Below are 25738 nucleotides of genomic sequence, written 5' to 3' on the forward strand. Positions count from 1 at the left end.
ACGCCCGCCGCCTCCGGCCAGAGGCTTACAACCCACCCTGTGGCGCTCAATCCTCACTGTCCGCTTGGCGGGTATCGCCGCCTAGCGCCTGGTACAACTGAACCTGGTTGAGTAGCCGGTCCAGCGTGTTCTGATCTCGTTCGATCTCGGCGGTACGGCGTTTTTCTTGAGCGTCGAGCCAGAATCGCAACGCGACGGCGCCGCTGCGATAGCGTACCTCGTACATATCTTCTGCTTGCTGCGCCGCGGCCAGGGATTGCGCTAGCAGTTCGCCCTGTGCGCGGAGTTGGGTGCGCGCCGACAGGGCGTTTTCGACATCGGTCATGGCCTGGTATAGCGCTTGACGGAACAGCAGCACGCGCAGTGCGTATTCCTCCTCGGATACCTGGATGCTCAGGCGCATCTGGTTCCAATTCAGAAACGGCAGCGTCAGTCCCGCTCCCAGCGTGCCGACCGGATTTTGCAGCAGATTGCTCAGTGCCGTGCTGGCGCTACCCAAGGCGCCGGTCAGCGTGATAGGTGGATAGAAGCTCGAGCGCGTGGCGTCCGTCTGTGCCAGAGCTTGGCGCAACCGCAATTCGGCGGCACGCAGGTCGGGTCGGCGCGCGAGCAAATCGGCTGGCACCCCAATCGGCACGGTCGGCAGAGTGGTCGGCGGTAGCCGCGGCGGATCGGCCATGGTGCGGTTTGGCGGGCCATCGAACAAGATCGTCAGCGCATTGACCGTCTCGACACGCTGCTGTGCCATCAGGGTCCGGGCAGCCTGCTGGCTGGCCAGGTTCTGGCGCGCTTCGGCCACTTCCAGCGCCGAGGTGCCGCCTGCGTCGTATTGCACTTGCACCAGTTCCAGCGTGCGCTGTGCGTAGGCGATGCTTTCGTCGGCACTGGCCAGGCGCTGGTTGATGAAGGCTGTCTGCCAGTACAGTGTGGCGGTGGTGCCTACTAGTGACAGGGCAGCGCTGGCGCGATCTTGCTCTGTGGCGGCGGCTTCCCATTCGGCAGCGTCAGTTTGGGCCTGCAGGCGGTCCCACAGATCAAGCTCGTAGCTGACGGTCAGGTTGGCATTGTTATTGCGCAGGATCGTCCGGTCGCCATCCAGGTTGCGCTGGCGGCTGATATCGACAGCGCCGCCGAGCGTGGGAAATTGGTCCGAGCGCGCCAGGCCGGCCCGTAGCTGCGCCATGCGCACGCGCACGGCGGCGGCGGCCAGGTCGTTGTTGCGCGACAGCGCCAAGTCGATCAGTTGCGTGAGTACCGGGTCGTCGAAGTTGCGCCACCAGGTGCCGCCGGCGTTGGCCGTGTCCTGCGCCGTGGCTTGCGTCCAGGTCGGCGGATTTTGTACCGCCGGGCGTTCGTAGGGGGTGCGCATCAGGCCGCAGCCGACTAGCGCTAGCGGTAATGCCAGCAGCAGCGCAGTGGCGATGTGGCGCGCGCGGATGAAAGGAGTGTTCATTCTCGAGCCAGAGATTCGACCGGGTCGAGCCGGGCGGCGTTGCGTGCCGGCAGGTAGCCGAAGCCCACGCCGATCAGCGTGGCGCACACAAAGGCGGCCACCATCGACGCGCCGGAATAGATCAAGCGGAAACTGCCGCCGGAAGCCTGCGCCACCAGCACGCCCAGGCCTAGCGATAGCAGGATGCCCAGCAAGCCACCGATCAGGCAGACCAACACGGCCTCGATCAGGAACTGCTGCATGATATCGCTGCGCCGCGCGCCGACCGCCATCCGTACACCGATCTCGCGGGTGCGCTCGGTGACTGACACCAGCATGATGTTCATCACGCCAATGCCGCCCACCACCAGCGAAATGATGGCAATCGCCGACACCAGCAGCGTCATCGTGGCCGTGGTGCGCTCGATGGTCTGCCGGATGGTGTCGCTGTTGAAAACGAAGAAATCCTTGGTGCGGTGGCGCTGCAGCATGAGCTGCGTGACGGCTTGTGCGGCGATCTCGGTGGGCACGGTGTCCTTGACCCGCACGGTAATGCCGCGCAGATGCTGCTGGCCCAGTACACGGCTGAGCGCGGTGGTGTATGGGATCCAGACATTGAGCGTCTGGCCATCGCCGAACATGCTTTCTTTGCGGACCGTTACGCCGATGACACGCGCCGGCACGGCGCCCAGGAAAATCACCTGTCCAATCGGTTCGGTGTGATTGCCGAACAGCGCCTTGCGTGTGTTCTCGTCGATCACGACTTCCTGGGCACGCCGCGTCACGGCTTCGGCATCGAAGAATTGGCCTAAGGCCGGCTGCAGGCCTCGCACGCGAAAGAACTGCTCGCCCACCCCCTGGATCGAGCCATTGACCGACACGTTACGGTAGCGCAGCGAGGCGGTGGTCGACACCTGGGGGGTGGCGCTGTCCACATAGGCTTGGCGCGCCAGCGCGTCGGCATCGGCTGGCATCAGGGTGCGAATAGTGGCGGCTTTTTCGTCACCGAAGTCCTTGCCCGGATAAATGTCTACAGTGTTGGTGCCGATCTCGCTGATGTCGGCCAGGATCTTCTGCCGTGAACCCTCGCCCAACGCCACTACCGACACCACCGCGGCGATACCGATCACGATGCCCAACATGGTCAAGAAGGTGCGCAGCCGGTGCGCGTTCATGGCCAGCAATGCCATGCGCATCGCCTCGCCGACACGCTCTACCTCGGCCAGCCAGGGGCGCGCGCGCTCGCGTGGTGGGTCGGCTCGCACCGGGTCGGTGGACGCCGCGGGCGCGGCGGGCGGCGCCGGTGGCGGGGCGGTGTTGCGGCGGTCCGCCACGATCTGGCCGTCACTGATTTCAATGATGCGGCGCGCATGGTGTGCGACGTTCATGTCGTGCGTGACGATGACGACAGTGTGGCCTGCGTCGTTGAGTTCTTCCAGGATGCGCAGTACCTCCTGGCCGGTATGCGTGTCCAGCGCGCCGGTCGGCTCGTCGGCCAGGATGATGCGTCCGCCGTTTGTCAGGGCTCGCGCGATGCTGACGCGCTGCTGCTGACCACCTGACAGTTGGCCGGGGCGGTAGTCCAGGCGCTGGTCCAGCCCCAGGCGGCGCAACAGGGCCTGGGCCCGATCGCGTCGAATGCCGCGTGGCGTGCCGGCATAGATCGCCGGCATCTCTACGTTGCCCTGCGCAGTCAGGTCGGCCAGTAGATGGTAGCGCTGGAAGATGAAACCGAAATGTTCGCGCCGCAGTTCGGCCAGTTCGTCCGGGGTCATCGTATCGGTCGCGCGGCCATCGACCTCGTATACACCGCGGCTGGGCCGGTCAAGGCAGCCCAGGATATTCATCAGCGTGGATTTTCCCGAGCCGGACGCGCCCACGATGGCCACCATTTCGCCTGCGTCGATGCGCAGGTCCACCTCGCGCAGCACTGCCACGACCTGGTCTCCGGCGGCGAATTCGCGCCAGACGCCGCGCAGGCTGACCAGCGGATGTTCGTCCGGGGTGTCCCGCATGGTCGGCAGCGTCATTGCGCCACCGCGGGGGCAGCGGCCTCGGCAGACACCACGCGTTCGCCCGCCGACAGACCTTCCAGCACCTGGGCGTTGACATTGTTGTTCATGCCCACCTTGATCTGGCGCTTGGTCGGCTCGTTGTCCGTGCCTACCACCTGCACGGTGTAGCGGCCATCTTCGCCGCGCTTGCCCAGCGCGGACGATGGGATGATCAGGGTCTGCTTGGCCTCGCCCAGCACAATGAAGACTTGCGCCGTCATCGAAATGCGCAGTGTCTCGTCCGGGTTGGGCACGTCGAAGAGGCCGTTGTAATAAACCGCCTCGCTGGTCCCGCTGGCGGCAGTTCCGCCACCTGTCAGCGTGCTGGTGCTTTCGTCGCGCTGGATTGAGTCGGGCGCGGGTTCAATGGCGCGCAGGGTACCGTAGTAGCGTTTGTCGGGTTCGCCCAGAATCGTGAAATACACTTTCTGACCCGGTCGCACGCGTGTGACGTCGGCTTCCGAGATCTGCGCTTTGACGGTCATGGTGTCGACCTGTGCCACTTTGATGATGGTGGGCGCGGTCTGGATCGAGTTCACCGTCTGGCCTTCTTTGGTGACGATGGCCACCACCTTGCCGCTCATCGGTGACGAGATGCGGGTGTAGCCGAGGTTGACGCGCGCCGTGTCGACCTCGATCTCGGCCTGGGCGATTTGCGCATCCAGGGCTACGATGTCGGCGCGCGTGACGTTCAGTGTGGCCTCGGCTTGTTCGAAGTCTTCGCGCGAACTGGCATCGCGCGCCAGCATCTGGCGTTGGCGCGCGTAGGCCAGCTCGGCCTGTTTCAGCGTGGCTTGCTTGGCCTGCCGCTCGGCCTTGCGCGTAGCCAGCGCGGCCTGGACGTTGCGCAGGTCGTTCTGCTGGGTCATGTCATCGATCTCGGCCACCAATTGGCCCTGCTCGACTTCGTCGCCCAACTGTACTTTCAGCGATTTTAGTTGGCCCGACACCTGAGCGCCGACGCTGACCTGCCGCACGGCTTCCAGCGTACCGGAGGCCAGCACGCTGTCTTCCATGTCGGCCAGGCGGGCCTCTGCAGTGACGTAGTCGGGCTTGGGTGGTACGCTGAAGAACAGCATCTTGCCCAGCAGCAGCATGGCCACCAAGGCTATTGCGATCCAGAGATAACGTTTTTTCTTGGTTTTACCCAGAGGCTTCGCGGTCGAATTCGTCATGCAAGGGTTTTAAGACGGACGGGGAGGGCAGTGCTGGGCTTCGCCGGGCATAAGGCGATTTGCGCACCACCGCGTATGGTACTCGATGGTGAATGATTCTCATGAACTGCGCATGACTTAAGGGGTATCCGGTGGATGTTACTAAATGACTGACTTGCATATTGAATTTTATTAAATAGAATTAAATTCTTTATAATAAAATTAAAATGATTCCAGTCAGCACGACATATAAAGCCATGCCCAGATATCCCGTACGCCCGCAAAATGCCGCCCATGCTTCCGAAGGCGGGGTAACCGCAGTTGATCGAGCCTTGACTATCCTGGCTGCTTTTCGAGATACGGATCACGGGCTTACGCTGAGCGAGCTGTCCGAGCGGGTGCAACTTGTTCCCAGCACCGTGCTTCGTCTCCTTGCGTCGCTGCTGCATTTCAATCTCGTCACGAAGCGCAACGATGGCCGCTATGCATTGGGTCATGGGGCGGCACAGCTTTATCGCGTGTATGCCTCCTCGTTCAATCTGCAAGATCTCGTTTTGCCCGCGCTTGAGCAGTTGGTTGCCCGTAGCCAGGAGAGCGCTTCTTTACACGTGAGGCAGGGAGATCACCGTTTGGTGCTGTTTCGCGTCAATTCACCACAATCGTTATCCGATCAAAGCCAGGCCGGTGACCTTTTGCCGCTGGAGCGGGGTTCTGGCGGACACGTGTTGCTCGCCTTCGCCGGTGCAACAGGACGCCAATACGATGAAATACGCCAGGCAGGATTCAAGGCATCGCCGATCAGCGACCGGTCACCGGACCTCGCTGGCATATCGGCTCCAGTGTTTGATGCGCAAGGCGGTCTTCGCGGCGCGCTCGTGCTCACCATGCCTGCCCAGCGATACGCCCCGACGCATATTCAAATTGTGTGCGAAGAGGCTAGGAAATTAACGGAAAGATTGGGAGGTAACGTGTCGTGACTTCTGTGTGTTTGGCGCGCCAGCGCAATACCAGCGCGCGATAAAACTCGCTTAGTCGTGACGCAAACGATCTTCGGTCGCGGTCCATTTTTCGTATTCGAACAGGGACCACAGCTGACGATGCGACAGCATGCGATCGGCTGCGCCGGCCGTCGTTCCTGTGCTGGCCAACTCTTTCAGCATTTGCTGCCCCGCGTAGGTAAAGCAGCGGGTTACGGCATTGGGATAGATCGCGAGCGAGAACCCCAGTTGCGTCAATACATCCGCAGGCAGGATCGGTGTGCGGCCGCCTTCGACCATGTTGGCCAATACCGGGACATTCAATCGCCGAGCGACTTCGGCCAATTCGTCTTTATTCTCAGGACTCTCCACAAACAGCACGTCCGCGCCCGCTTCTGCATATAGAGCCGCACGCTCTAGCGCAGCATCGAGGCCCTGGTCGGTTCGTGCATCGGTGCGCGCCACAATGACGAGATCGGGGTCGATCCGTGCGTCGACGGCGGCTTTGATGCGACCGACCATTTCATTGGTGGACACGAGGTTTCTTCCGCCTTCGTGTCCGCACTTTTTGGGCCAGGCCTGGTCTTCTATTTGGATACCGGACACACCTGCTCGTTCGAATGCTCTGACAGTACGGATGACATTCAGCGGGCCGCCATAGCCCGTATCCGCGTCAACGATGACGGGCACCGATACGACGTCGGCCACGCGAGATGCACGATCTAGGACCTCGGAAAAGGACATAAGACCGACGTCCGGCGCGCCCAGTGCGGACATCGACATGCCGGATCCGGTCAAGTACGTCGCTTCGAATCCGGCCTGCTCCACCAGTCGTGCGCCGATGCAGTCGTAGACACCCGGCGCGACCAGCACGTTCTGCGCGGCAAGCCGACGTCTTAGCGCTGCATTTCTACCGGTTGGTTGACGCAAGCCGAGGGGGTAATCCTGATGGTTAATAGGAACGGTCACATGCTCTCCAAAACGAAGTAGTCAGGTTATTTGATATTTTATCTAATAGAATTTAATTTATTCTAATAGAAATACTATTCAATGTTCCGATCTGCTGTCAAGGCGGTGATTCCTTTGAATGCCTCGCGATTCTTTGAAATCCGGTATCGGGGCAGTTCTGGCATGTCACGATGCGTCATCGTGCGCCAGTGTAAAGTTGGGCTTTCCTTTCCTCTGTCTGTATGGCGTGTACCCGTTTTGCGCTTGTCCTTTGCTTGTGCCTCGGTTTGCTTGGAGGCTGCTCCTTGCCTGATCTCTCGGCGCGCACCCCCAGCGTCGCGCTGAGTCAAACCGAAGCGCAGGACACCGCGTTGGGCCGCGCTATTGCGCCGCAAGCCCGACAGCACCCCGGGAAAAGTGGTATCTATGCGCTGCCCGACGCGCACGATGCTTTTGCCGCCCGCGCATTGCTGGCACGGTCCGCGCAAAAGACGCTGGATGTGCAGTACTACATTTGGCGTGGCGACGTCACCGGTACTCTGCTGCTCGAAGAGTTGCGCGCGGCAGCGGATCGAGGCGTACGTGTCCGTTTGCTGCTGGACGATAACGGCACCTCAGGGCTGGACAGCGAGTTGGCGGCGTTGCACATGCATCCCAACATCGAGATCCGCTTGTTCAACCCCTTTGTGGTGCGACAGCCCAAGATCCTCGGTTTTGTGACCGACTTCATGCGTTCGAATCGCCGCATGCACAACAAGTCATTCACCGCTGACAATCAAGCGACGATTGTGGGCGGACGCAATGTAGGCGACGAGTACTTCGGGGCCGCAGAGGCAGTGCTGTTCGCGGATCTGGATGTCATGGCTATTGGAGCGGTGGTCAATGACGTATCCGCCGACTTTGATCGTTATTGGGCGAGTGAATCAGCCTACCCGGTCGACCTGATTCTGCCCAAGGTCGATGCGGCGGTCTTGCAGACACTGGCATCGACTGCGAAAAGCGTGGCTGAATCCCGGCCCGCGGCGGAGTATATGCGGGCGATTAAAGAGTCTGCGTTCATTAGCCAAATGCTGCAAGGGACTCTCGTCTACGAATGGGCCGACACGCGCCTGGTCAGCGACGATCCGGCCAAAGGCCTGGGCAAGGCTGCCTCTGATGCCATGCTGACGTATCAATTGACCGAACTCCTGGGACGTCCAACTCACAACGTTGATCTGATTTCGCCGTATTTTGTGCCCACCGCGGCTGGTGTGGAAGTGTTTACGAAAATGGCGAAAAGCGGCATCAAGCTGCGCGTGTTGACCAACTCATTAGATGCGACAGACGTCGCCGTGGTTCATGCGGGCTATGCCAAGCGGCGCAAAGACCTGCTCGAAGCCGGCGTCACGCTGTACGAGATGCGCAGCAGATTGCCAGAGACCGATCGGAAAGATAAGGATAAAGAAAAAGGCGGGCCCTTTGGTAGCTCAGGTTCCAGTTTGCACGCCAAGACTTTTGCCGTGGATCAGAAGCGGGCATTCGTGGGCTCATTCAACTTCGATCCGCGTTCGGCGCACTTGAATACAGAGTTGGGCTTCGTCATTGAAAGCCCGATCATGGCACGCCAGATCGGGAGCTCCTTCGACAAAGAAATACCCGAGAGCTCATACGAGGTTCGCCTGTCGGAGTCCGGCAAGATAGTTTGGGTAGAGACCCTGGGCGGTCAGCAGATTTATCACGACACGGAACCTGAAACTAGCCTGTTCAAACGTGCCTATGTCGCGTTTCTGTCCGTGTTGCCTATAGAGTGGCTGCTGTAAGTTGAAAGTACTTTCTGCTGTACCGCCCACTGCGCACCCTACCTGCATGTACATGAGGCGATATTAACGAGGCCCGCTGTCCAGCATGCGTTGACCGAGTACTCCGTGCTACTCGCGCGATGCTTGCCAGGCTGTGTTGTCTTGCGTCGCGCCCTCCATGCGCTTGCCTGATACTTGGCCTGTGTATTGCTGGTCTCCCGCGGTGAACTGAATCGCTTCGCCATTGAGGCGTGCTTCGGTAATCGGTATGACGTTGGTGCCGTCGCGCAGCGATCCACTCAGCATTTGATAGCGTTGGTTGAGTACCAGCTCCTTGTCACCGAGCTTCCAGGTGCCGGCGACTTTGGCGGGGACGATCCATTTGTGAGCGTTGCAATAGGCGGAGCAGTTTTCGTTGACTTGGTCGGATTCATCAGGTTGCCAATCACCCATGGTGAATGAGTTGGAGACAACGCGCGTGCCGGGTTTCATTTCCAGGATGATCGGGCGTAAGCGCTCGTTCAGACTGGGCAACAAGAACAACGTCAAGACCGTCGCCTCGGAGAAATCCGACTTGAAAATATCGGCTTGTTCAAATTTTGCCTTGTCGGCGACGCCTTCGGCTTTTGCCGCCTGTTTCGCCAAGGCGACCATGTCGGGGTTGAATTCGATGCCGCGTGCCGTAGCGCCGCGTTTGGCGGCGGTGATAACGGTGCGACCGTCACCCGAGCCGAGGTCGACCAGGCGATCTTCAGGGGTGAGTTCGGCCATTTCCAGCATACGATCGACCAGCGCTTGGGGCGTAGGCACCCAGACCACGTCTTTACCGGATTGACCAACGGTAGGCTCGTAGGTCGAGGTCTCGGTGGTCGCGGTTTGGGCGGCAAGGTTGGCATGCCAGGCCATGGCGCAGAGCGCCGCGGACACTAAGGATTTTTGCAACGTTTGCATGGACGTTCTCCTTGTTAAGAAGGTAAGTCAGTGGGCGTTGTCGTCGCTCGGATCGGCGGCGACAGTGGGTTCAACGGCTTTGTTCCTGAGCAACAAGAGGGGAGTGCCTGCGGCTAGTACGGCGATACCTACCCAGGCCGCTGCGCCGGTGTGCAGCGTACTGGCGTACAGCATGTACAGGCAGGTCAGGCAGAACACAATCGGGGTGATGGGATACAGCGGCACGCGGTAGGGGAGTTCACGCCCGGGATGTCTCCAGCGCAGCACGAACACGGCAAGGCCGATCAATAACAGAAACCCCCAGAAAACGGGCGCGGTGTAGTCCACCATGGCCTTGAAGCCATCGCGGGTGACCGCGCCCATGGCGATCAAGGTCAGGGCGATGGCGCCTTGGACGAGTTGTCCATTGGCGGGGGTTTTGCCGCGGCCGTTCCAGACGCCCATCCAGCGCATGACGGACAGATCTTGCGCCATGGCATAAAAGACCCGCGCGCCGGTAAAGATGGTGGCGTTCAGTGTGGATACCGCGGCCACGATGATGGCCAGGGTGACGACGATTTCGCCGGTGCCGCCGGCGACGCGCCGCATCATGTCGGCGGCCACCGCATCCGAACTGCGCAGTCCGTCCAGGCCGAGTATCGACAGCAAGGCCACATTGGCCAGCACATACAGAATGACCAGAATCAGGGTGCCGGCTACTAGCACTTTTGCGATGTTGCGTGGGGCGTCTTTGAGTTCGCCCGTCAGATAGGCTGCCTCGTTCCAGCCGCCGAAGGTCAACAGGACAAAGATCATGGCTACGCCCAGGGCGGCGGTTTCTGTTGGGGCGGTCGGTGTTGCTGGTGCCGTTTCGGCGGGTGAGCCGAATAATCCAAAAAGAATTACCGCGGCCAGTGCGCCGATTTCGATCAAGGTCACGACAACCTGGAGGGTCTTGCTTTGCGCGGTGCCGATGACGTTGATGCCGGTGAACAGCATGACGGCCAGTGCCGCGTAGAGCGCGGGGCCGTAGCGTCCGAGCGGGAATAGCTGGGAAACATAATCCCCCAGCACAAATGCCACGCCTGCGATGGCGCCCGTTTGAATGACGGTACCTCGTGCCCAGCCAAACAACATGGCGACGGGGCGACCGTAGGCGCGCGATAGAAAATGATATTCGCCACCGGCATGAGGGTGCGCGGCCGAGAGCTCGGCATAACACAGTGCGCCCATCAATGTGACCAGGCCGCCCGCGACCCACACCATGATAAACGCCCATTCAGAGTTGACATTGGCGGCCACGATGGATGGAGTTCGAAAGATGCCTATGCCGATGACGATGCCCACCATGATGATGACGGCGTCAAAGACCGATAGCGTGCTGACGGGTTTGGCCGATGCTGTCTCGGATCGTGACGTGGGTGATGACACCCGTGGCGCGGTCGGGAGGGCAAGGGAGTCCGTACTGTGCTGGGAAGGGCTGTTCATGAATTTGTCAGGTTCTGGACAATCGACCGCCAGCATGGCGGGTGAAACGATGGGGACTAAATCGACTTCAGCAAAGAGAAGCCGAAGGTGTTGATACCGTGTTCGCTACGAATAAAGACGGCGCCACCATGCATGGAAGCAATCGCGCGTACGATGGATAAACCCAGCCCGTGGTGAATGCCACTCTGGGTGCGCGCGACATCGCCACGATAAAAGCGTTCGAATAGACGAGACTGCAGGTCAGGGGGGATCGGGTCGCCATGGTTGGAAACGGAAATCCACGCATGATCGCCGCGCGTTTCAATGGCGACGATGACATCGGTGCCGGTATAGGCATAACGCGCGCTGTTGGACAGCAGATTAGCCAGCGCGCGATGAAAGAGACGCTTGTCGGCGTGTACCTGAGCATCGCCCTCGACGCGCACGACGAGATGGCGTTCGGAGAAGGTGTCTTCGACGTATTCCACTGTCTTGCGCGATTCGGTCAATAAAGAAATGTCGCTGAGTTCCGCGGCACGATGCCCGTTGTCGGCGCAGGACAGGAACAGCATATCGTTGACGATGCTGCTCATGCGTTCGAGCTCTTCCAGATTGGACTCAAGGAGATCTTGCAATGCACCGAGGTCGCGTTCGCGCACGAGAGCGACCTGGGTCTGGCCGATCAAATTGGTCAGTGGTGTGCGTAGCTCATGGGCGACGTCAGCGTTAAAGCCCTCGAGTTGCAGCCAGGCGGCTTCGCGACGTTCCAGAGCGTTGTTGAAGGACACGGCCAACTCGCGGATTTCGGGGGGCAGTCCGACGGTATCCAGGCGTTCACGTGGGTTGTTGGGCGGCAGGAGGTTGGCTTGCCGGCTCAGCTTACGGACGGGACATAGCCCCAGTTTGGCTATCCAGTAGCCCAATATCGCAACCAGCAAAATACCCAGCGCTGACGCAATGCTCATGACCTGGGTGAATTTCTCTTTGGTATCGATATGGGCCGAGGCATCCAGCGCCACAATGAACTCGACTTCGGGGCGATCGCCAGAGGCCGGAATCGCGCGGCTCATGACGGCCCAGACGTTGGCAGGATCACGGACTTTGACGAAACCGAATGGCGCTTTGGGCATCGCCTGGCCGTTTTCCAGCAGGAATGGGCCACCGTAAGCAAACCGGTCGTCAGCGCTCCGTATCCAGTAGCGAACACGGGCGCCTTCTTGGGAAAAACCATCGAGTTTGCGGCGCACGAGCTCCCATTGAGGTTCGGTGTGACGTGCCTCGATCATGGGGTCAAGCAACGTGTGATGAAACTCGAGCTCGCCACGCACTTGCTCGCGTACGGACTCCGTCAGGAAACAATACAGAAAGAACGCCACCCCTGAAAACACCACCGCGGCGGTGATGGCGAACATCGTAGCCAATCGCCATGCAATGGACGTGCGGCGGCTCATGCCTATCATGCGGTGTCGTCCGGTTGGTCACCGTGTCGGTCCTCGAGCACATACCCCATACCGCGCACGGTATGCAGCAGTTTTCGCGAGTAAGGCGCGTCAACTTTGGCGCGCAGTCGTTTGACGGCGACTTCGACGACATTAATGTCGCTATCGAAATTCATGTCCCAGATTTGCTCGGCGATCGTGAGTTTGGACAGAATCTCTCCCTCGTGGCGCGCCAGCAGACTGAGCAGTGAGAATTCCTTGGCAGTAAGCTCCAGTCGCTGCCCGGCGCGGGCGACTTTGCGTGCCAGGAGGTCGATATGCAGATCGTCAATTTGTAGCGTGGTGGGTTCTCGTGCCTCGGTGCGGCGTCGTGTCTGGGCTTGCAGGCGCGCGACCAATTCCGTAAAGGAGAAGGGCTTGGGCAGATAGTCGTCGGCCCCTTTGCGTAACCCGATGACACGATCATCGACGGCGCCACGGGCGGACAACATGATGATGGGAGTGGATTTCTGGCGGCGCAGTTGGGTCAGTACGCCGTGGCCATCCAGGCCGGGCAGCATCAGATCGAGCACGATGGCGTCGTAGTCGAATTCCAGGGCCAAATGCAGGCCATCCACGCCCGTGTCAGCGACATCAACGGTATAGCCGAGCTCGGTCAGCCCCCGCAGAATATAAGAGGATGTCTTTGCTTCGTCTTCAACGACAAGTACACGCATGAGGTGGGATCGCTCTTGTACAAGGGGGAAACAACTCGTACCACGGGAAATCAGTCTACGTAGGCGTGTGGGTCACCGCGCTGACGATACGCTGACATTTTTGTCAGCTACACCGCTATGTCGCGTATTTTGAGGGGTAGGCTTGGCGCCGGCCGATAGCCGATGCCAAGCGTAACGTCCAGTGTAGGCGAATCAGCGGTGTTCGCCATCCAGGTAGAGCCAGTGGCCGTCGACGCGCAGGAATCGGCTGATTTCGTGCAGGCGCGTGGCTCGGCCCGCCTGACGGTAACGTGCGACGAATTCAACACTGGCGTGCTCGGCATCCTGCTGGATGTGCTGCTTGATTTGCAGCCCCAGCCATTTCAAGTCCGCGGGATTGGGGTCGAGTTGTGTTGGTCGCGTATCTGGGTGCCACGTATCGCGTAAATACGACAGTTCGTCCAGGACAAACGCGCTGTAACGCGAACGCATCAAGGCCTCTGCGGTGGGGGCCTGCAGACGTTGCGAGCCACGATGCCATGGCTCGCAGCATCGTGCATAAGTCAGGCCGCTTTCGCACGGGCATGACGGCATGGATCAGGCTACCAGGTCTTGATAATCGGGGTGCCGAGCGATGTAGGCCGCGGCATAGGAGCATACCGGCAGGACGAGCCAGCCACGTTTGCGGGCCGTGTCCAGGGCATGGCGGGTCAGCGCCGCGGCGATTCCCCGGCCGCCAATCGCGCCAGGTACGCCCGTGTGCTGGATGATCATGGTGTTGCCACGCAGTTGGTAATCCAGCACGCAAAGGTGCCCATCCACGTCGGCTTGAAAGCGACCTTGTGCTTCGTCGTGCGTAATGGCAATTGGGGTGTCGGACATAGGGTGCGTGAGATCAACGGCCTGTGAGATCAACGATAGAGCAGCAGCATGACCCAGACTGCGATCATGGCGATCAAGCCCACCCAGCATGACATCCAGAATCCGACGATAGGGACTTTGATGCCGAAGGGGACGCGCTTGGGATCGACGTGGCTGAGCTGTTTGTTGGCATGTGCAAACATACCGAAATTGAATCCGGGGAAGGCCAGGCGAAAGAAGTAATCTTGAAAAATCGTGGTTTTGATGACGAGCGGAAAACGGCGAAAGGATCCGTGCTCGAGCAGCGGGTGCTTGAGCGTGGCATTAATGCGTTCTGTGCGAAAGAAAAACAGCACGAGGCCGCACAAGCAGCAGACGACAAAACATAACGTGACGAGACTGAAAGCGTAGGCGAGTACTTGCGTGGGCATAATATTTAATTGGTAACGAGTGGGCGACGGGTCGGGCGTGGCGGAGCTGGGTGGTATCTAACCCCGTGTCTGCCCTTCGCCGTTCAGTATCCATTTTAGGGTGGTGAGGCCTTCGAGGCCGACTGGACCGCGTGCGTGCAGGCGGTTGGTCGAAATGCCGATTTCTGCGCCCAGGCCGTATTCGAAGCCATCGGCAAAGCAGGTGGGCAGATTGACATAGACGGAGCTGGAGTCGACTTCACGCTGAAAACGCTGAGCCGCGGAGAGGTCTTCGGTCACGATTGATTCGGTGTGGCCGGAGCTCCATCGGGCGATGTGCTCTATGGCTTCGTCGAGCGAGTCGACGATACGCACCGCCAGGATGGGCGCCAGATATTCCGTGGCCCAGTCTTGCTCGGTGGCGGGTTTGGCGGCCGGCACGATGTCACAGGTACGAGGACAGCCGCGCAGTTCGACGCCGTGTGCGGTAAAGGCCGTGGCCAGTCGGGGCAGGATGGAAATGGCGGCGCCGGCATCGATCAGCAGGGTTTCCATCGTGCCGCAAATCCCATAGCGATAGGTTTTTGCATTAAAGGCGATGGTGTGGGCTTTTTCCGGATCGGCGGCCGCGTCGATGTAGACGTGGCAGTTGCCGTCCAGGTGTTTGATCAAGGGGACGCGTGCCTCGCGTGCCAGGCGTGCAATCAGGCCTTTGCCGCCGCGCGGAACGATGACATCGATGTGCTCGGTCATCGTGATGAGCTTGCCGACGGCCGCGCGGTCGGTCGTGCCGACGACTTGAACAGCCTCGGCAGGCAGACCCGCGGCCTGCAGGCCGGTTTGTACGATCTCGCCGAGCGCGACGTTGGAGTGAAAGGCCTCGCTACCCCCACGCAAAATCGTGGCATTGCCGGATTTCAAGCACAGCGCAGCGGCGTCGATGGTGACGTTGGGGCGAGATTCATAGATGATGCCGATGACACCCAGCGGGACCCGCATCTGGGCGACCCTCATCCCGTTGGGGCGGGTGCTGCCTGCCGTGGTGCTGCCGACGGGGTCTGGTAGGCTCGTGATTTGACGCAGACCCTCGGCCATCTGGGCGAGCGATTTGTCCGACAGGGTCAGGCGATCGAGCAGGGCGGGTTCCAGACCGTTGGCGCGCGCGGCCTCGAGGTCTTTGGCATTGGCGGCCTTGAGCGTGTCGCCGCGCTCGAGCAGGGCGTCGGCCATGGCGAGCAAGGCCCGGTTTTTCGCCGCGCCGGTGGCGCGCATCATGGCACGCGATGCGCGTCTGGCGTTCTCGCCCAAGGCCAGCATGGCGGAATCGAGATCAGAAAAGGACATGAACGTGTCTAGCAAGATTTTGTAAGTGGCGCCGCGTTGTGCACCAGCAGATAGGGTTAAGTGTACCTGTTGCGCCCTGATGGGCTGCTGAGGGAGCACACTGGGGCGCCGCGGAAAACCAGGCGTCGGCAGGCGAACCAACGGCACTGGTACCCGTGGTGGCCCTCTTCACGAATCAGGCACGCCTGCCGGCAGCGGCCACGCGCAGAGCCAGCCGGGTCATTTCTTCCCAAGGATCGGATAGGCGGCCGGGGACGGTCAGGCCCTTGATCAGGCGGTCGACCTCGTGGGCGTGCTGGACGGCGACGGGCCAGGCTTTGGCCGGGATGCGTCCCAGGGCCTGCAGGGCCAGTTTTTCATGGGCGCCGAAAATTCGCAGACGGCGCATCAGGGCGCCGGTATCCTGGCCGTTGGCGCGTGCCTCGGCCACACGCGCCAGGAGACGGATCTCGTCGCCGACGGCCCAGAGCACCAAAGGCAGGGCTTCGCCCTCGGCGCGCAGGCCTTCGAGCATGCGAACGGTGCGTGAGGCATCGCCCGCCAGCATGGCATCTCGCAAACCGAATACATCGTAGCGGGCTACGTTGAGCACGGCGCGCTCGACGTCCTCGGCAGCCAATTGACCCTCGGGATAGAGCAGTGCGAGCTTCTGGATTTCCTGGTGGGCCGCCAGCAGGTTACCTTCGACTTTATCGGCGATCCATTGCAACGTCGTACTGTCGGTACGCTGGTTTTGGCGCGCGAGGCGCGCCCCGATCCAGGCGGGCAGGCGGCCGCGCTCGATGGCGGGCAGCTCTACCATGATGCCGTTTTGCGCCAGCGCTTGCGCCCATTTGGTGTCGCGGGTGGCTTTGTCCAGACGGGGCAACGCCACCACAATCATGGTATCGGGGTCGGGCTGCGCGGCGGCCTGGGTGGCCAGTTTGGTCAGCGTATCCGCACCGGTCTTGCCTGGTTTGCCGGTGGGGAGCTTAATTTCCAGAATGCGCCGGTCGCCAAATAGCGAGACGCTTTGAGTAGCGGCAAAGACGGCGCTCCAGTCACTACGCGCATCCATGATCATGGACGTACGGTCGGTATAGCCCGCCTGGCGCGCGGCGGCACGCAGCGCGTCGGTGGTTTCGATAACCAGCAGGGGTTCGTCGCCGGACAGCACGTACAGCGGCGCCAGGCTTTGCCCGGCGCGCTGTAGATGATCGGCCAGGCGATCAGCGTCCAGCTGTTGCCCCATGCGTCACCAATTGCCCGTACCGGGCGACCCGGGCGTCTGCCAGGTTTCAGGCCGCTCGTTCGAAGGCGCGAAATTGGGATCGTAGACCGGGTTATCGGGATTAATGTCGCCGCGTTGGGCTGCGGCGTAGGCCGTATGGACCTCAGGCGCGGTCAGGCGTCGTAGCAGCCGGCTGACGAGAGACTCCTGCATGGATTCGTACAGGGTTTCCATTTGTGCTTGCTTGGCCTGGACGACTTGGTCGTCGTAGGGCATTTCGCGATAGACCGACAAAGTGGTATCGGGCAGGATGGCGATGCCCTTGTTGGTGATCAGACGAAAGGTAAAGATGATACCGAGTTCGTATTCTTCGACGCGGCCTTGTGCATTGAGGGAGACCTCGCGCAACGATCGGTCGTTAGCCACCAGTTGCAAAATGGCGGCCGCCTCTTTGGGTGTGCCGACCAGCTTTGTGTCGGGGGACGACGCCCGGATGGCGCGGCGGACGTCGGCGCCAAAGCGGGTGTTGTCGGGAATGCCGACATAGAGCGTTTCAAAGGGCAGGGGGGTGACGCCGCGCATGGTAAAGCCGCACGCCGCCAGCAGCATGACGGTCGCCAAGCTGACGGCACGCAGCCACCAGCGGGAGCAGTGTTGCGGGCGGGATGGGGCAGAGTGCATGCGTGACCTCTTTTAACCGACGACGTTGACCAGCTTGCCCGGCACGACAATGACGCGCTTGGGCGGGCGACCTTCGAGGAAGCGGGCGACCTCGTCCTGGCCGGCGGCGATTTGCTCGATGTCCGCTTTGGAGGCCTGGGCCGCGACGCGGATCGAGCCACGCAATTTGCCGTTGACCTGGAGCATAAGTTCGATTTCGTCGGCCACCAGGGCTGCCTCGTCGATCTGCGGCCAGGGCGCGTCCAGCAGATCGCCCAGGACGTCCGCGTAGCCCAGGTCGCGCCACAGGAGCCAAGTGACGTGCGGGACGACCGGGTACAGCACGCGCAGCAAGATGCCGAGGGTCTCGGCACGCGCAGCATCCGCCATCACGCCGTCGGGCAGTTCGGCGCCGTCGATGGCGTTCAGCATTTTCATGCATGCCGACACGACGGTGTTGTACTGAATGCGCTGGTAATCGTAGTCGGCCTGCTTGAGTAGGTTATAGACTTCGCGACGCAGGTCTTTGACGGGGGTGGGTGCTTGCGACCAATCAGGGCTGGCCGTCAGGCCACGCGCGACGGTTTCGTGCTGGGCGTGGCCCAGCGACCAGAGGCGGCGCAAGAACCGATTGGCGCCGTCCACACCGGAGTCCGACCATTCCAGCGTTTGCTCGGGCGGACTGGCGAACATGACGAACAGGCGAGCGGTGTCGGCGCCCAGGGTGTCGATGAGCGCTTGCGGATCGACCCCATTGTTCTTGGACTTGGACATGGTGCCCACGCCGCCGTACTGTATGTCGGAGCCATCGGACTTGAGCTTGGCGCCAGTGATGGCGCCCTTGGCGTCGTACTGGTTTTCGACGTCTTCGGGCCAGAAGTACTCGACGCCGCCCTGTTCGGTTTTGCGAGAGTAGATATGGTTGAGCACCATGCCCTGGCACAGCAGCTTGGTGAACGGCTCGCTAAAGTTCAACAGGCCCAGGTCACGCATCACTCGTGTCCAGAATCTGGCGTACAACAGGTGCAGCACGGCATGTTCGATGCCACCGATGTACTGGTCCATGGGCATCCAGTAATCGTTACGGCTATCCACCATGGCCTGATCGTTGCCGGGCGAGGTATAGCGCATAAAGTACCAGGACGAGTCCACAAAGGTGTCCATCGTGTCGGTCTCGCGCCGCGCGGGCTTGCCGCAGCTCGGGCACGAGCATGACAAGAAAGCCTCGTTTTTGGTCAGCGGATTGCCGCTGCCATCGGGGATCAGGTCGTCGGGCAGCACCACCGGCAGGTCTTTTTCAGGGACCGGTACCGGGCCGCAGTCGGCGCAGTGAATGATGGGGATGGGGGTGCCCCAGTAGCGTTGACGCGAAATTCCCCAGTCGCGCAGGCGCCACGTGGTTTGCTTTTCTCCCAAGCCTTGCGGAGCCAGGTCGGCGGCGATCGCATCGACGGCCTGCTTGAATGACAGGCCGTCGTATTTGCCGGAATTGACGGTGCGACCCTGTTGCTTGTCGCCATACCATTCTTGCCAAGCGTCGGTAGAGTACGTCTTGCCCTCGACTGCGACGACTTGCTGGATGGGCAATTGGTACTTTTTGGCAAAAGCGAAATCGCGTTCGTCATGGGCAGGCACGCCCATGACCGCACCGTCGCCGTAGCTCATGAGCACGTAATTGCCGACCCAGACGTCGACAGGCGCGCCCGTCAAGGGGTGCGTGACAGTCAGGTCGGCTCGCATACCGGCTTTTTCGCGGGTGGCGATTTCGGCTTCGGTCGTACCGCCGAGCTTGCATTGCTCGATGAATGCGGCCAGCTCGGGGTTGGACCGGGCGGCGTGCGTGGCCAGCGGATGCTCGGGCGCGACGGCGCAGAATGTGACACCCATGATGGTGTCGGCACGGGTCGTAAAGACGTAGAGCTTGCCGTCCTGGATCAGTTGGCCGTCCGCGCCGGTGATCTGGTGCGGGAAGGCAAAACGCAGGCCCTCGGATTTGCCGATCCAGTTTTCTTGCATGATGCGAACGCGTTCGGGCCAGCCAGGCAAGCCCGTGCGCACTTGGTCGAGCAATTCGTCGGCGTAATCCGTAATGCGCAGGTAGTACCCGGGAATCTCGCGTTTTTCGACGAGCGCGCCCGAACGCCAGCCACGACCGTCGATGACCTGTTCGTTGGCCAGTACGGTGTTGTCGACCGGATCCCAGTTGACGACTTGGGTCTTACGATAGGCGATGCCTTTTTCGAGCATCTTCAGGAACAGCCATTGGTTCCATTTGTAGTATTGCGGATCGCAGGCGCACATTTCGCGCGACCAGTCGATCGCCAACCCCATCGCCTTCATTTGTTTCTTCATGTAGGCGATGTTGTCGTAGGTCCATTTGGCCGGTGGCACTTTGGACTTGATGGCGGCGTTTTCGGCGGGCATGCCAAACGCATCCCAGCCCATGGGCATGAGCACGTTGTAGCCGCGCATACGCAACTGGCGCGCCATCATGTCGTTGATGGTGTAGTTGCGGACGTGACCCATGTGTAGCTTGCCGCTGGGGTAGGGCAGCATGGAACATGCGTAGAACTTTGGCTTTGGGGTGCCATCGGCGTTCTGGGCGTGTTCGGTGACACGGTAGGCGTCGCGCGCCTGCCAGTCTTGCTGGGCGGCGGCTTCGACGGCGGTGGGGCTGTAACGTTCCTGCATGGGCTCGTGCGCGTATCTAGAAAAAGAATAAGGGCCGTCCGGCGCAATGCCACGGACGGTCAAACCGCTAATTATAGAGAGTCCCTGCGTTTGGGGCGCCGAAGGCCGATTTTCGGGCGACGGCAGGGATCAAAACGACAAGGCCCGCCTCTTGCGAGACGGGCCTTGTCGTTGAAACTGAGGAGCGGGCTCGAAATTACTGAGCGGCGTCTTTCAGTTTCTTGAGCGGGCGAACCTTGACCTTGACCGAAGCGGGCTTGGCCGGGAACCAGCGCTCTTGGCCGGTGAACGGGTCTTTGCCGAAGCGCTTGGCCTTGGCGGCGATCTTTTGCACGGTCACTTTGAGCAGGCCGGGCATGGCGAACTCGCCGACGCCGCGCTTGTTGACCGAACCCAGAACGGCGCTTTCCAAGCTAGCCAGCACGGCCTTGACCGATTTGGCTTCTACGCCGGTCTGCTCGACCAGGTGAGCAATCAATTGCGACTTGTTCAGTGCTTGTTTGATGACGGGAGCCGAAACCGTTTTCTTTACTGCAGCGGTCTTGGCGACGGTTGCCTTTTTAGCAGGTGCTTTTTTAGCGGGTGCTTTCTTGGCCGCAACCTTGGTGGCAGGGGCTTTGGCAGCAGTTTTGCTAACTTTCTTGGCGGGAGCTTGTGCTTTGGTAGCCATGGTCGAAATCCGTATGTTGAGAACACGAGATAGCTCGGTACCGAAGATCGGCACTTGGCACCTCGCGCCCGATGATAGCGGAACTTCGCGCGTACGGGCGCATTTCTGTGCGTTAAGGCCTTAAAACATGTTGTTTTCGTGACAAAAGAGAGAGGTATGTTGATATGGCCGTGTGTCTGCGTGGTCTCATCGGCCGCGCTCTCAGTTAGCTGTAATTTGCGTCGTGATACGATATTTTTGGGGTCGGCACACTGCCGATCCCGTTTTGTTTTCTAGACATTGTCTTTGTTCTTTAACCCTGTGTTTGCCCTATGGCCCCTCTTGCTTCTTTGTCTCCCACCCGTACACCGGGCACGTCGCGATTAGGCGATTTCACGACGGATCGTCGCGTTCTCTTGTTGATGTTGATGGCCGCGTTGGTCGGCTTGGCGGGCGTCGGTGCTGCATGGGTGTTGCTGCGCTTGATCACGCTGTGCACCAATTTGGCGTATTTCGGCCGTTTATCACTAGAGGAGATACCGATAGCGAGCCATACCTTGGGTTGGGCGTCCGTTGCCGTGCCGGTGGTAGGGTGCATCATCATTGGGTTCATGGCACGTTACGGGTCGGAAAAAATCCGCGGCCACGGTATTCCAGAAGCAATGGAAGCCATCTTGATCGGCAAGAGCCGTATTCAACCCAAGGTTGCGGTGCTCAAGCCATTGTCCTCGGCGGTATCAATCGGTACAGGCGGTCCGTTTGGCGCGGAGGGGCCCATCATCATGACGGGCGGCGCGATTGGCTCGTTGTTGGCGCAGATGGTGCATATGAGTTCCAGCGAACGCAAGACGTTGCTTGTCGCAGGAGCGGCGGCGGGTATGACGGCCGTATTTGGAACGCCCATTGCCGCGATTTTGCTGGCGGTAGAGCTGCTGTTGTTTGAATGGAAGCCGCGTAGCTTTTTGCCGGTGGCCGTGGCTGCCATCGTCTCGGCCTCGGCGCGGCCCCTGTTATTACATAGCGCGCCGATTTTTCCGTATGCCGGATTGGGCGAGCCCTCACTGCCGCATGTGCTGGCCTGGGCAGGTTTAGGTGTGTTGGCGGGCCTGGGGTCAGGGGTGCTGACGTCGCTGGTTTATTTGTTTGAAGACTGGTTTGAGAAACTCCCTATCCATTGGATGTGGTGGCCGGCCATAGGCGGCTTGGTCATCGGTCTGGGTGGCTTGATCGAGCCATCTGCGTTAGGGGTCGGCTATGACAACATTGCTGATTTGCTGGCGGGCAAACTGGCGATTCAGGCCGTATTGCTGCTGTTATTGGTGAAAGTGGTGATCTGGTCCGTCGCGTTGGGGTCCGGAACATCGGGGGGCGTGTTGGCCCCGCTGCTGATTTTTGGCGGTGCGTTGGGGGCGCTGGCGGCGCCGCTGTTGCCGCAGGCCAGTCCGGGTTTCTGGGCCCTATTGGGCATGGCGGCGATGATGGGGGGCACGATGCGCGCGCCACTGACCGCGACCTTGTTCGCGGTAGAGTTGACCGGTAATTTCAGTGTGTTGTTGCCCGTCTTGACAGCGTGTGCGTTTGCCTATGGGCTGACCGTGTTGCTGTTGAAACGCTCTATCCTGACCGAGAAAATCGCGCGTCGCGGCCATCACATTACGCGTGAATATCACGTCGATCCTTTCGATTTGGTGCGGGTGTCGGCAGTGATGACGACCTCGGTTCAGACGCTGCCCGCCTCATTGTGTGTCGCTGAGGCGATCGAGCACTTTACGACCGCGGAGCGGCGCCATACCGCCTATCCCGTGGTGGATACGCAAGGTAAAGTGGTTGGGGAAATGACGCGCGCCGATAGTCTGGCCTGGACCTTGGAAGACGAAGACGCTGCGCGGCCGTTAGGCGAGATATTGGCGGGTCGTGAGCTTTTCGTGGGTTATCCTGACGAGCTAGCCAGCCAAGTGGCGGATCGCATGGCCTTGACGGGGGGCGGCCGCGTGCCGATTGTCGAGCGTGCGACGGGTCGCCTGGTGGGGCTGGTGGGCCGCAAAGACTTGCTGCGTGTGCGGGCCGGCCGACTGCGGGACGAGCGTGAGCGCACCGCATATTTTCGCTGGCGCGGTGCGCGTCGACGTTCGGTCGACCCTCAGTAGGGACTATCGGGTAGAGGTGAGCCGGGCCGTTCAATAAGGATACGATCATGGCAGTCGATATTTCGGGTTTTTCATCGCCAGCCGTCGGGCTGGATACACCGTTGGAATTGCTTTCGGCCTGTCATGATCGGATGGGGCGGCAATGCGCGACTCTCACCCGCTTGGCCGCGCATGTGGCGCAACATGGCGCCGATACCGTGGCACAGACCGCGGCGGCCAGTGTCTTGCGTTACTTTGATACCGCGGCCTTGCTGCATCACCGTGACGAGGAGGACGACCTATTTCCCGCCTTGATCGAGTCCATGGCGGGCTCGGATGCGGTGTGTCTGCATGCAATGGTCGATGGGCTCACACAAGAGCATCGTCAGTTAGAGGCCCTTTGGCATCGTTTGCACGAGCCATTGGCGGCGTTGAACGCGGGACAGTCCGCGAACTTGGACTCGTCTCTTGTCGAGCGGTTTTGTGCGATGTATGCGGCGCATATTCAGCGGGAAGAGGACGAGTTGTTGCCGATGGCAGGCCGGCTACTGGACGATTTGGCGCTGTCCGACATGAGCCGAGCGATGCGGGCACGGCGTGGCGGCGGCGCGAGCTGAGGACTCCCGGGACACAGCGTGATGATAGACACGATGAGGCGCCTGTCAATACCGAACGTGAGGGGTGCCGTGATCTGGTTTGTCAGGTGATCCTGCGTTGCGCGCATCGGTGCATACGGCTACCCTAGATACCCGCTGGGAGACAGCAATGCGTCGGCATCGTACCGGCGACCGGCCTGTCAATGGTCGACCGCGATCCGAATTGGCTAATAACCGCATGACATTAGGATGATGCAGCGCGTGGGCAAGGTGTTAAGCCGCTTGTTGGGGACATGGGTCCATGATGTTGGGCCCGCCTCGTTGCGAGCCGATGCGGTCGCGGGGCTGCTGGGGGCGTTGCTGGTATTGCCGCAAGGGGTGGCGTTTGCCACGCTGGCCGGGCTACCCCCTCAATATGGGTTGTATTCCGCGATTGTGCCCTGTGTGGTGGCCGCGCTGTTTGGCTCCAGCCGACATGTCATGTCCGGCCCCACGAATGCCAATTCGCTGGCTCTCTATGCGGTGTTGGCGCCGCTGGCCGTAGCGGGCAGTCACGAGTATATCCAGATGGCCCTGGCCGTCACGATTTTGGTGGGTGTCTTGCAATGGCTGGTCGGCATCCTCAGATTGGGTGCGCTGGCGAACTTCATTTCCCCATCGGCATTGTTCGGTTTTACCAGCGGTGCGGCCTTGCTGATTGCGGTGCATGCGCTTAAAGACGCGTTGGGTATACATGGCATCGAGGCGCATGGGGCGGGAGCGGTGCTGCTGGGCGTCGCGCAAGGGTTGCCCGCGCTGCACTGGGGGGCCTTCTTAGTGGCGCTGGTCACGATCGCCATATCGATCGCGGTACGCCGCTGGGATCGCCGCAAGCCTCACCTATTGATAGGGCTGGTGGCTGGTACGGCGGTGGCGGCGATGCTGAATGCCTGGGTTTTTTTGGGTAATGCCGAGCGCATCCCGGTGCTGGGTTCGCTGTCGCAGCCTTGGCCGCCCTTTCATGTACCCGATATCCCATGGCGTTCGCTGCCGGAGCTATTGGGGCTGGCATTTGCCCTGTCCATTGTGGCGCTGGCGCAATCCATCTCGATTGCCAAGGTCGTGGCGTCGCGATCGGGGCAGGCGATTGACGCCAATCGCGAGTTCATCGGACAGGGTTTGTCGAACATGGTGGGCGGATTTTTTTCGTCCTATTTATCCTGCGGCTCGCTGAATCGCTCCATTCCCAACTACGAGGCGGGGGCGCGCACCCCCATGGCGGCCGTTTTCGCGGCGGTGCTGCTGGTGTTGCTGGTGACCGTCAGCGCCCCGTTGTTGGCAAGCATCCCGGATGCGGCGATTGCCGGGCTGCTGCTCGTGGTGGCCTGGAATCTGCTGGACTTGCCGCACTGGCGCCGCCTCGCTCAGGTACAGCGCAGCGAGTTTCTGATTGCGCTGGCGACGATGGCCGCCACGGTGATGATCCGCATGGAAATCGCGATTTTGCTGGGCACGCTGCTGTCATTGATGACGTACTTGCACCGTACCTCGCATCCCGCCATGCGTACGATGGGGTTCAGGGCTGACGATCCGGACCGTCATTTTGCGGTGCTGGATGATACGCCTGATGCACTGCCCGAATGTCCCCAACTCAAGCTGTTGCGCATGGAGGGCTCGGTCTATTTTGGTGCGGTGGCGCATGTGGCGGATCGTCTGCAGGCCCTGCGGATGGAGCCTGATGCGCCCCGGCATCTGCTGGTCATGACCAAAAGCATGAATTTCATCGACCATGCCGGCGCCGTAGTGTGGGAATACGAGTTGCGCAAGCGGCGCGAGATGGGGGGCGATCTGTATTTTCATCGCCCGCGACCTGGGGTGATGCAAATGTGGCGCCGCTCTGGGTTCGTTGATGACTTGGGCGAAGACCACCTCTTTCCGGACAAGGCGACCGCGATTGCGCGGATCTACCAACGCTTGAATCCGGATATCTGCAAAGGCTGTACGGCTCGCATATTTCGTGAGTGCGGGCCGCCGGGCTACGCGGGGCAGCCGTCCGCGACGTGTGGTGACAAATCGTCGGCCGCGTGAAAGCAGATAGAAAATAGCCGAACTCAATCCTCTGGCAAAGACCGCTAGAAGGGCGGTCTGTGTCTCGAAGGCCTTGGCGTGGGCGAAGCGGTGTTCCACTTTGCGCCACACAGTTTGATAAGGGTCGAGACTAGCTCGCCGAGTATGGCAATGATATTCTCCGCTTTCAAAAATCGAGGAAAATGTCATGGGAAACGTTCTGATCCCCAACTGTCGTGTTCCTCGGTGACGAGCCCGTATGCCGGCCTTT

The 25738-nt window shown here is 60.7% G+C and carries 21 protein-coding genes; 5 read left to right on the forward strand and 16 right to left on the reverse strand.

The window, feature by feature from the left end; genetic code table 11:
* Nucleotides 1–46: 46 nt before the first annotated feature.
* From ACYVDM_RS16395 to ACYVDM_RS16405, 3 genes are read right to left on the reverse strand one after another with little or no spacing between them, the layout of a single operon-like run.
* Nucleotides 47–1453, reverse strand: a complete 1407-nt coding sequence (locus ACYVDM_RS16395; protein WP_415787099.1) for an efflux transporter outer membrane subunit — start codon at nt 1451–1453, stop codon at nt 47–49.
* Nucleotides 1450–3462, reverse strand: a complete 2013-nt coding sequence (locus tag ACYVDM_RS16400) for a MacB family efflux pump subunit (RefSeq protein WP_415787101.1) — start codon at nt 3460–3462, stop codon at nt 1450–1452. The genes ACYVDM_RS16395 and ACYVDM_RS16400 overlap by 4 nt, the downstream gene beginning before the upstream one ends.
* Entirely contained in the window at nt 3459–4661 is a 1203-nt protein-coding gene (locus ACYVDM_RS16405; RefSeq protein WP_415787103.1) for an efflux RND transporter periplasmic adaptor subunit, read from the reverse strand. The genes ACYVDM_RS16400 and ACYVDM_RS16405 overlap by 4 nt, the downstream gene beginning before the upstream one ends.
* A gap of 236 nt (nt 4662–4897) precedes the next feature.
* Here ACYVDM_RS16405 and ACYVDM_RS16410 point away from each other — a divergent pair, with 236 nt between their 5' ends.
* Nucleotides 4898–5617 carry an IclR family transcriptional regulator gene (locus ACYVDM_RS16410; RefSeq protein WP_415788819.1) on the forward strand — a complete coding sequence of 240 codons (720 nt, stop codon included), beginning with the start codon at nt 4898–4900 and terminating at the stop codon, nt 5615–5617.
* A 51-nt stretch (nt 5618–5668) separates the two neighbouring features.
* On the opposite strand, the gene ACYVDM_RS16415 is transcribed toward ACYVDM_RS16410, so the two are convergent.
* Complete coding sequence (locus ACYVDM_RS16415; RefSeq protein ID WP_415787105.1) at nt 5669–6586, reverse strand: isocitrate lyase/PEP mutase family protein; 918 nt, start codon at nt 6584–6586, stop codon at nt 5669–5671.
* 221 nt (nt 6587–6807) lie between these two features.
* Between ACYVDM_RS16415 and ACYVDM_RS16420 the strand changes: the two genes are divergently transcribed.
* A complete protein-coding gene (locus ACYVDM_RS16420) occupies nt 6808–8364 on the forward strand; it encodes a phospholipase D family protein (RefSeq protein WP_415787107.1) in 1557 nt (518 codons plus the stop codon).
* Nucleotides 8365–8472: 108 nt separating this feature from the next.
* On the opposite strand, the gene ACYVDM_RS16425 is transcribed toward ACYVDM_RS16420, so the two are convergent.
* The 12 genes from ACYVDM_RS16425 to ACYVDM_RS16480 all read right to left on the reverse strand — a co-directional run bounded on the left by ACYVDM_RS16425 (nt 8473) and on the right by ACYVDM_RS16480 (nt 20720).
* Nucleotides 8473–9294 carry an SAM-dependent methyltransferase gene (locus ACYVDM_RS16425; RefSeq protein ID WP_415787109.1) on the reverse strand — a complete coding sequence of 274 codons (822 nt, stop codon included), beginning with the start codon at nt 9292–9294 and terminating at the stop codon, nt 8473–8475.
* A gap of 27 nt (nt 9295–9321) precedes the next feature.
* A complete protein-coding gene (locus ACYVDM_RS16430) occupies nt 9322–10761 on the reverse strand; it encodes an APC family permease (RefSeq protein ID WP_415787111.1) in 1440 nt (479 codons plus the stop codon).
* Nucleotides 10762–10817: 56 nt separating this feature from the next.
* On the reverse strand, nt 10818–12191 hold the full coding sequence (locus ACYVDM_RS16435; protein WP_415787113.1) for a heavy metal sensor histidine kinase: 1374 nt from the start codon (nt 12189–12191) through the stop codon (nt 10818–10820).
* Between the two features lie 5 nt (nt 12192–12196).
* Nucleotides 12197–12895, reverse strand: a complete 699-nt coding sequence (locus ACYVDM_RS16440) for a heavy metal response regulator transcription factor (protein WP_415787115.1) — start codon at nt 12893–12895, stop codon at nt 12197–12199.
* A gap of 192 nt (nt 12896–13087) precedes the next feature.
* Complete coding sequence (locus ACYVDM_RS16445) at nt 13088–13468, reverse strand: YchJ family protein (RefSeq protein ID WP_415787117.1); 381 nt, start codon at nt 13466–13468, stop codon at nt 13088–13090.
* Nucleotides 13469–13471: 3 nt separating this feature from the next.
* Nucleotides 13472–13756 (reverse strand): GNAT family N-acetyltransferase, encoded by a 285-nt coding sequence (locus tag ACYVDM_RS16450; protein ID WP_415787119.1) that lies wholly within the window; start codon nt 13754–13756, stop codon nt 13472–13474.
* Between the two features lie 29 nt (nt 13757–13785).
* On the reverse strand, nt 13786–14166 hold the full coding sequence (locus tag ACYVDM_RS16455) for a hypothetical protein (protein WP_415787121.1): 381 nt from the start codon (nt 14164–14166) through the stop codon (nt 13786–13788).
* A 57-nt stretch (nt 14167–14223) separates the two neighbouring features.
* Nucleotides 14224–15489, reverse strand: coding sequence for a glutamate-5-semialdehyde dehydrogenase (locus tag ACYVDM_RS16460; protein ID WP_415787123.1), 1266 nt, complete (start codon nt 15487–15489; stop codon nt 14224–14226).
* Between the two features lie 175 nt (nt 15490–15664).
* Nucleotides 15665–16720, reverse strand: a complete 1056-nt coding sequence (gene holA / locus ACYVDM_RS16465) for a DNA polymerase III subunit delta (protein WP_460475426.1) — start codon at nt 16718–16720, stop codon at nt 15665–15667.
* 3 nt (nt 16721–16723) lie between these two features.
* Nucleotides 16724–17380 (reverse strand): LPS-assembly lipoprotein LptE, encoded by a 657-nt coding sequence (locus ACYVDM_RS16470; RefSeq protein ID WP_415787127.1) that lies wholly within the window; start codon nt 17378–17380, stop codon nt 16724–16726.
* A 12-nt stretch (nt 17381–17392) separates the two neighbouring features.
* Complete coding sequence (leuS, locus tag ACYVDM_RS16475) at nt 17393–20050, reverse strand: leucine--tRNA ligase (protein ID WP_460475427.1); 2658 nt, start codon at nt 20048–20050, stop codon at nt 17393–17395.
* Nucleotides 20051–20246: 196 nt separating this feature from the next.
* Nucleotides 20247–20720 (reverse strand): HU family DNA-binding protein, encoded by a 474-nt coding sequence (locus tag ACYVDM_RS16480; protein WP_415787131.1) that lies wholly within the window; start codon nt 20718–20720, stop codon nt 20247–20249.
* A 311-nt stretch (nt 20721–21031) separates the two neighbouring features.
* Here ACYVDM_RS16480 and ACYVDM_RS16485 point away from each other — a divergent pair, with 311 nt between their 5' ends.
* From ACYVDM_RS16485 to ACYVDM_RS16495, 3 genes are all read left to right on the forward strand, one after another.
* Nucleotides 21032–22846 (forward strand): chloride channel protein, encoded by a 1815-nt coding sequence (locus tag ACYVDM_RS16485; RefSeq protein ID WP_415787133.1) that lies wholly within the window; start codon nt 21032–21034, stop codon nt 22844–22846.
* A gap of 47 nt (nt 22847–22893) precedes the next feature.
* Complete coding sequence (locus ACYVDM_RS16490) at nt 22894–23442, forward strand: hemerythrin domain-containing protein (protein WP_415787135.1); 549 nt, start codon at nt 22894–22896, stop codon at nt 23440–23442.
* A 228-nt stretch (nt 23443–23670) separates the two neighbouring features.
* The gene (locus ACYVDM_RS16495) at nt 23671–25488 is read left to right on the forward strand and encodes a SulP family inorganic anion transporter (protein ID WP_415787137.1); all 1818 of its coding nucleotides are present in this window, start codon (nt 23671–23673) and stop codon (nt 25486–25488) included.
* Nucleotides 25489–25738: the final 250 nt, after the last annotated feature.

This window comes from Bordetella tumulicola, assembly GCF_054779135.1.

Excerpts from the sequence above, each read along its gene's own strand:
- ACYVDM_RS16395 (WP_415787099.1), bottom strand. The coding sequence starts at position 1,453 with ATGAACACTCCTTTCATCCGCGCGCGCCACATCGCCACTGCGCTGCTG.
- ACYVDM_RS16400 (WP_415787101.1), bottom strand. The coding sequence starts at position 3,462 with ATGACGCTGCCGACCATGCGGGACACCCCGGACGAACATCCGCTGGTC.
- ACYVDM_RS16405 (WP_415787103.1), bottom strand. The coding sequence starts at position 4,661 with ATGACGAATTCGACCGCGAAGCCTCTGGGTAAAACCAAGAAAAAACGT.
- ACYVDM_RS16410 (WP_415788819.1), top strand. The coding sequence starts at position 4,898 with ATGCCCAGATATCCCGTACGCCCGCAAAATGCCGCCCATGCTTCCGAA.
- ACYVDM_RS16420 (WP_415787107.1), top strand. The coding sequence starts at position 6,808 with ATGGCGTGTACCCGTTTTGCGCTTGTCCTTTGCTTGTGCCTCGGTTTG.
- ACYVDM_RS16425 (WP_415787109.1), bottom strand. The coding sequence starts at position 9,294 with ATGCAAACGTTGCAAAAATCCTTAGTGTCCGCGGCGCTCTGCGCCATG.
- ACYVDM_RS16430 (WP_415787111.1), bottom strand. The coding sequence starts at position 10,761 with ATGAACAGCCCTTCCCAGCACAGTACGGACTCCCTTGCCCTCCCGACC.
- ACYVDM_RS16435 (WP_415787113.1), bottom strand. The coding sequence starts at position 12,191 with ATGAGCCGCCGCACGTCCATTGCATGGCGATTGGCTACGATGTTCGCC.
- ACYVDM_RS16440 (WP_415787115.1), bottom strand. The coding sequence starts at position 12,895 with ATGCGTGTACTTGTCGTTGAAGACGAAGCAAAGACATCCTCTTATATT.
- ACYVDM_RS16445 (WP_415787117.1), bottom strand. The coding sequence starts at position 13,468 with ATGCCGTCATGCCCGTGCGAAAGCGGCCTGACTTATGCACGATGCTGC.
- ACYVDM_RS16450 (WP_415787119.1), bottom strand. The coding sequence starts at position 13,756 with ATGTCCGACACCCCAATTGCCATTACGCACGACGAAGCACAAGGTCGC.
- ACYVDM_RS16455 (WP_415787121.1), bottom strand. The coding sequence starts at position 14,166 with ATGCCCACGCAAGTACTCGCCTACGCTTTCAGTCTCGTCACGTTATGT.
- ACYVDM_RS16460 (WP_415787123.1), bottom strand. The coding sequence starts at position 15,489 with ATGTCCTTTTCTGATCTCGATTCCGCCATGCTGGCCTTGGGCGAGAAC.
- holA (WP_460475426.1), bottom strand. The coding sequence starts at position 16,720 with ATGGGGCAACAGCTGGACGCTGATCGCCTGGCCGATCATCTACAGCGC.
- ACYVDM_RS16470 (WP_415787127.1), bottom strand. The coding sequence starts at position 17,380 with ATGCACTCTGCCCCATCCCGCCCGCAACACTGCTCCCGCTGGTGGCTG.
- leuS (WP_460475427.1), bottom strand. The coding sequence starts at position 20,050 with ATGCAGGAACGTTACAGCCCCACCGCCGTCGAAGCCGCCGCCCAGCAA.
- ACYVDM_RS16480 (WP_415787131.1), bottom strand. The coding sequence starts at position 20,720 with ATGGCTACCAAAGCACAAGCTCCCGCCAAGAAAGTTAGCAAAACTGCT.
- ACYVDM_RS16485 (WP_415787133.1), top strand. The coding sequence starts at position 21,032 with ATGGCCCCTCTTGCTTCTTTGTCTCCCACCCGTACACCGGGCACGTCG.
- ACYVDM_RS16490 (WP_415787135.1), top strand. The coding sequence starts at position 22,894 with ATGGCAGTCGATATTTCGGGTTTTTCATCGCCAGCCGTCGGGCTGGAT.
- ACYVDM_RS16495 (WP_415787137.1), top strand. The coding sequence starts at position 23,671 with ATGATGCAGCGCGTGGGCAAGGTGTTAAGCCGCTTGTTGGGGACATGG.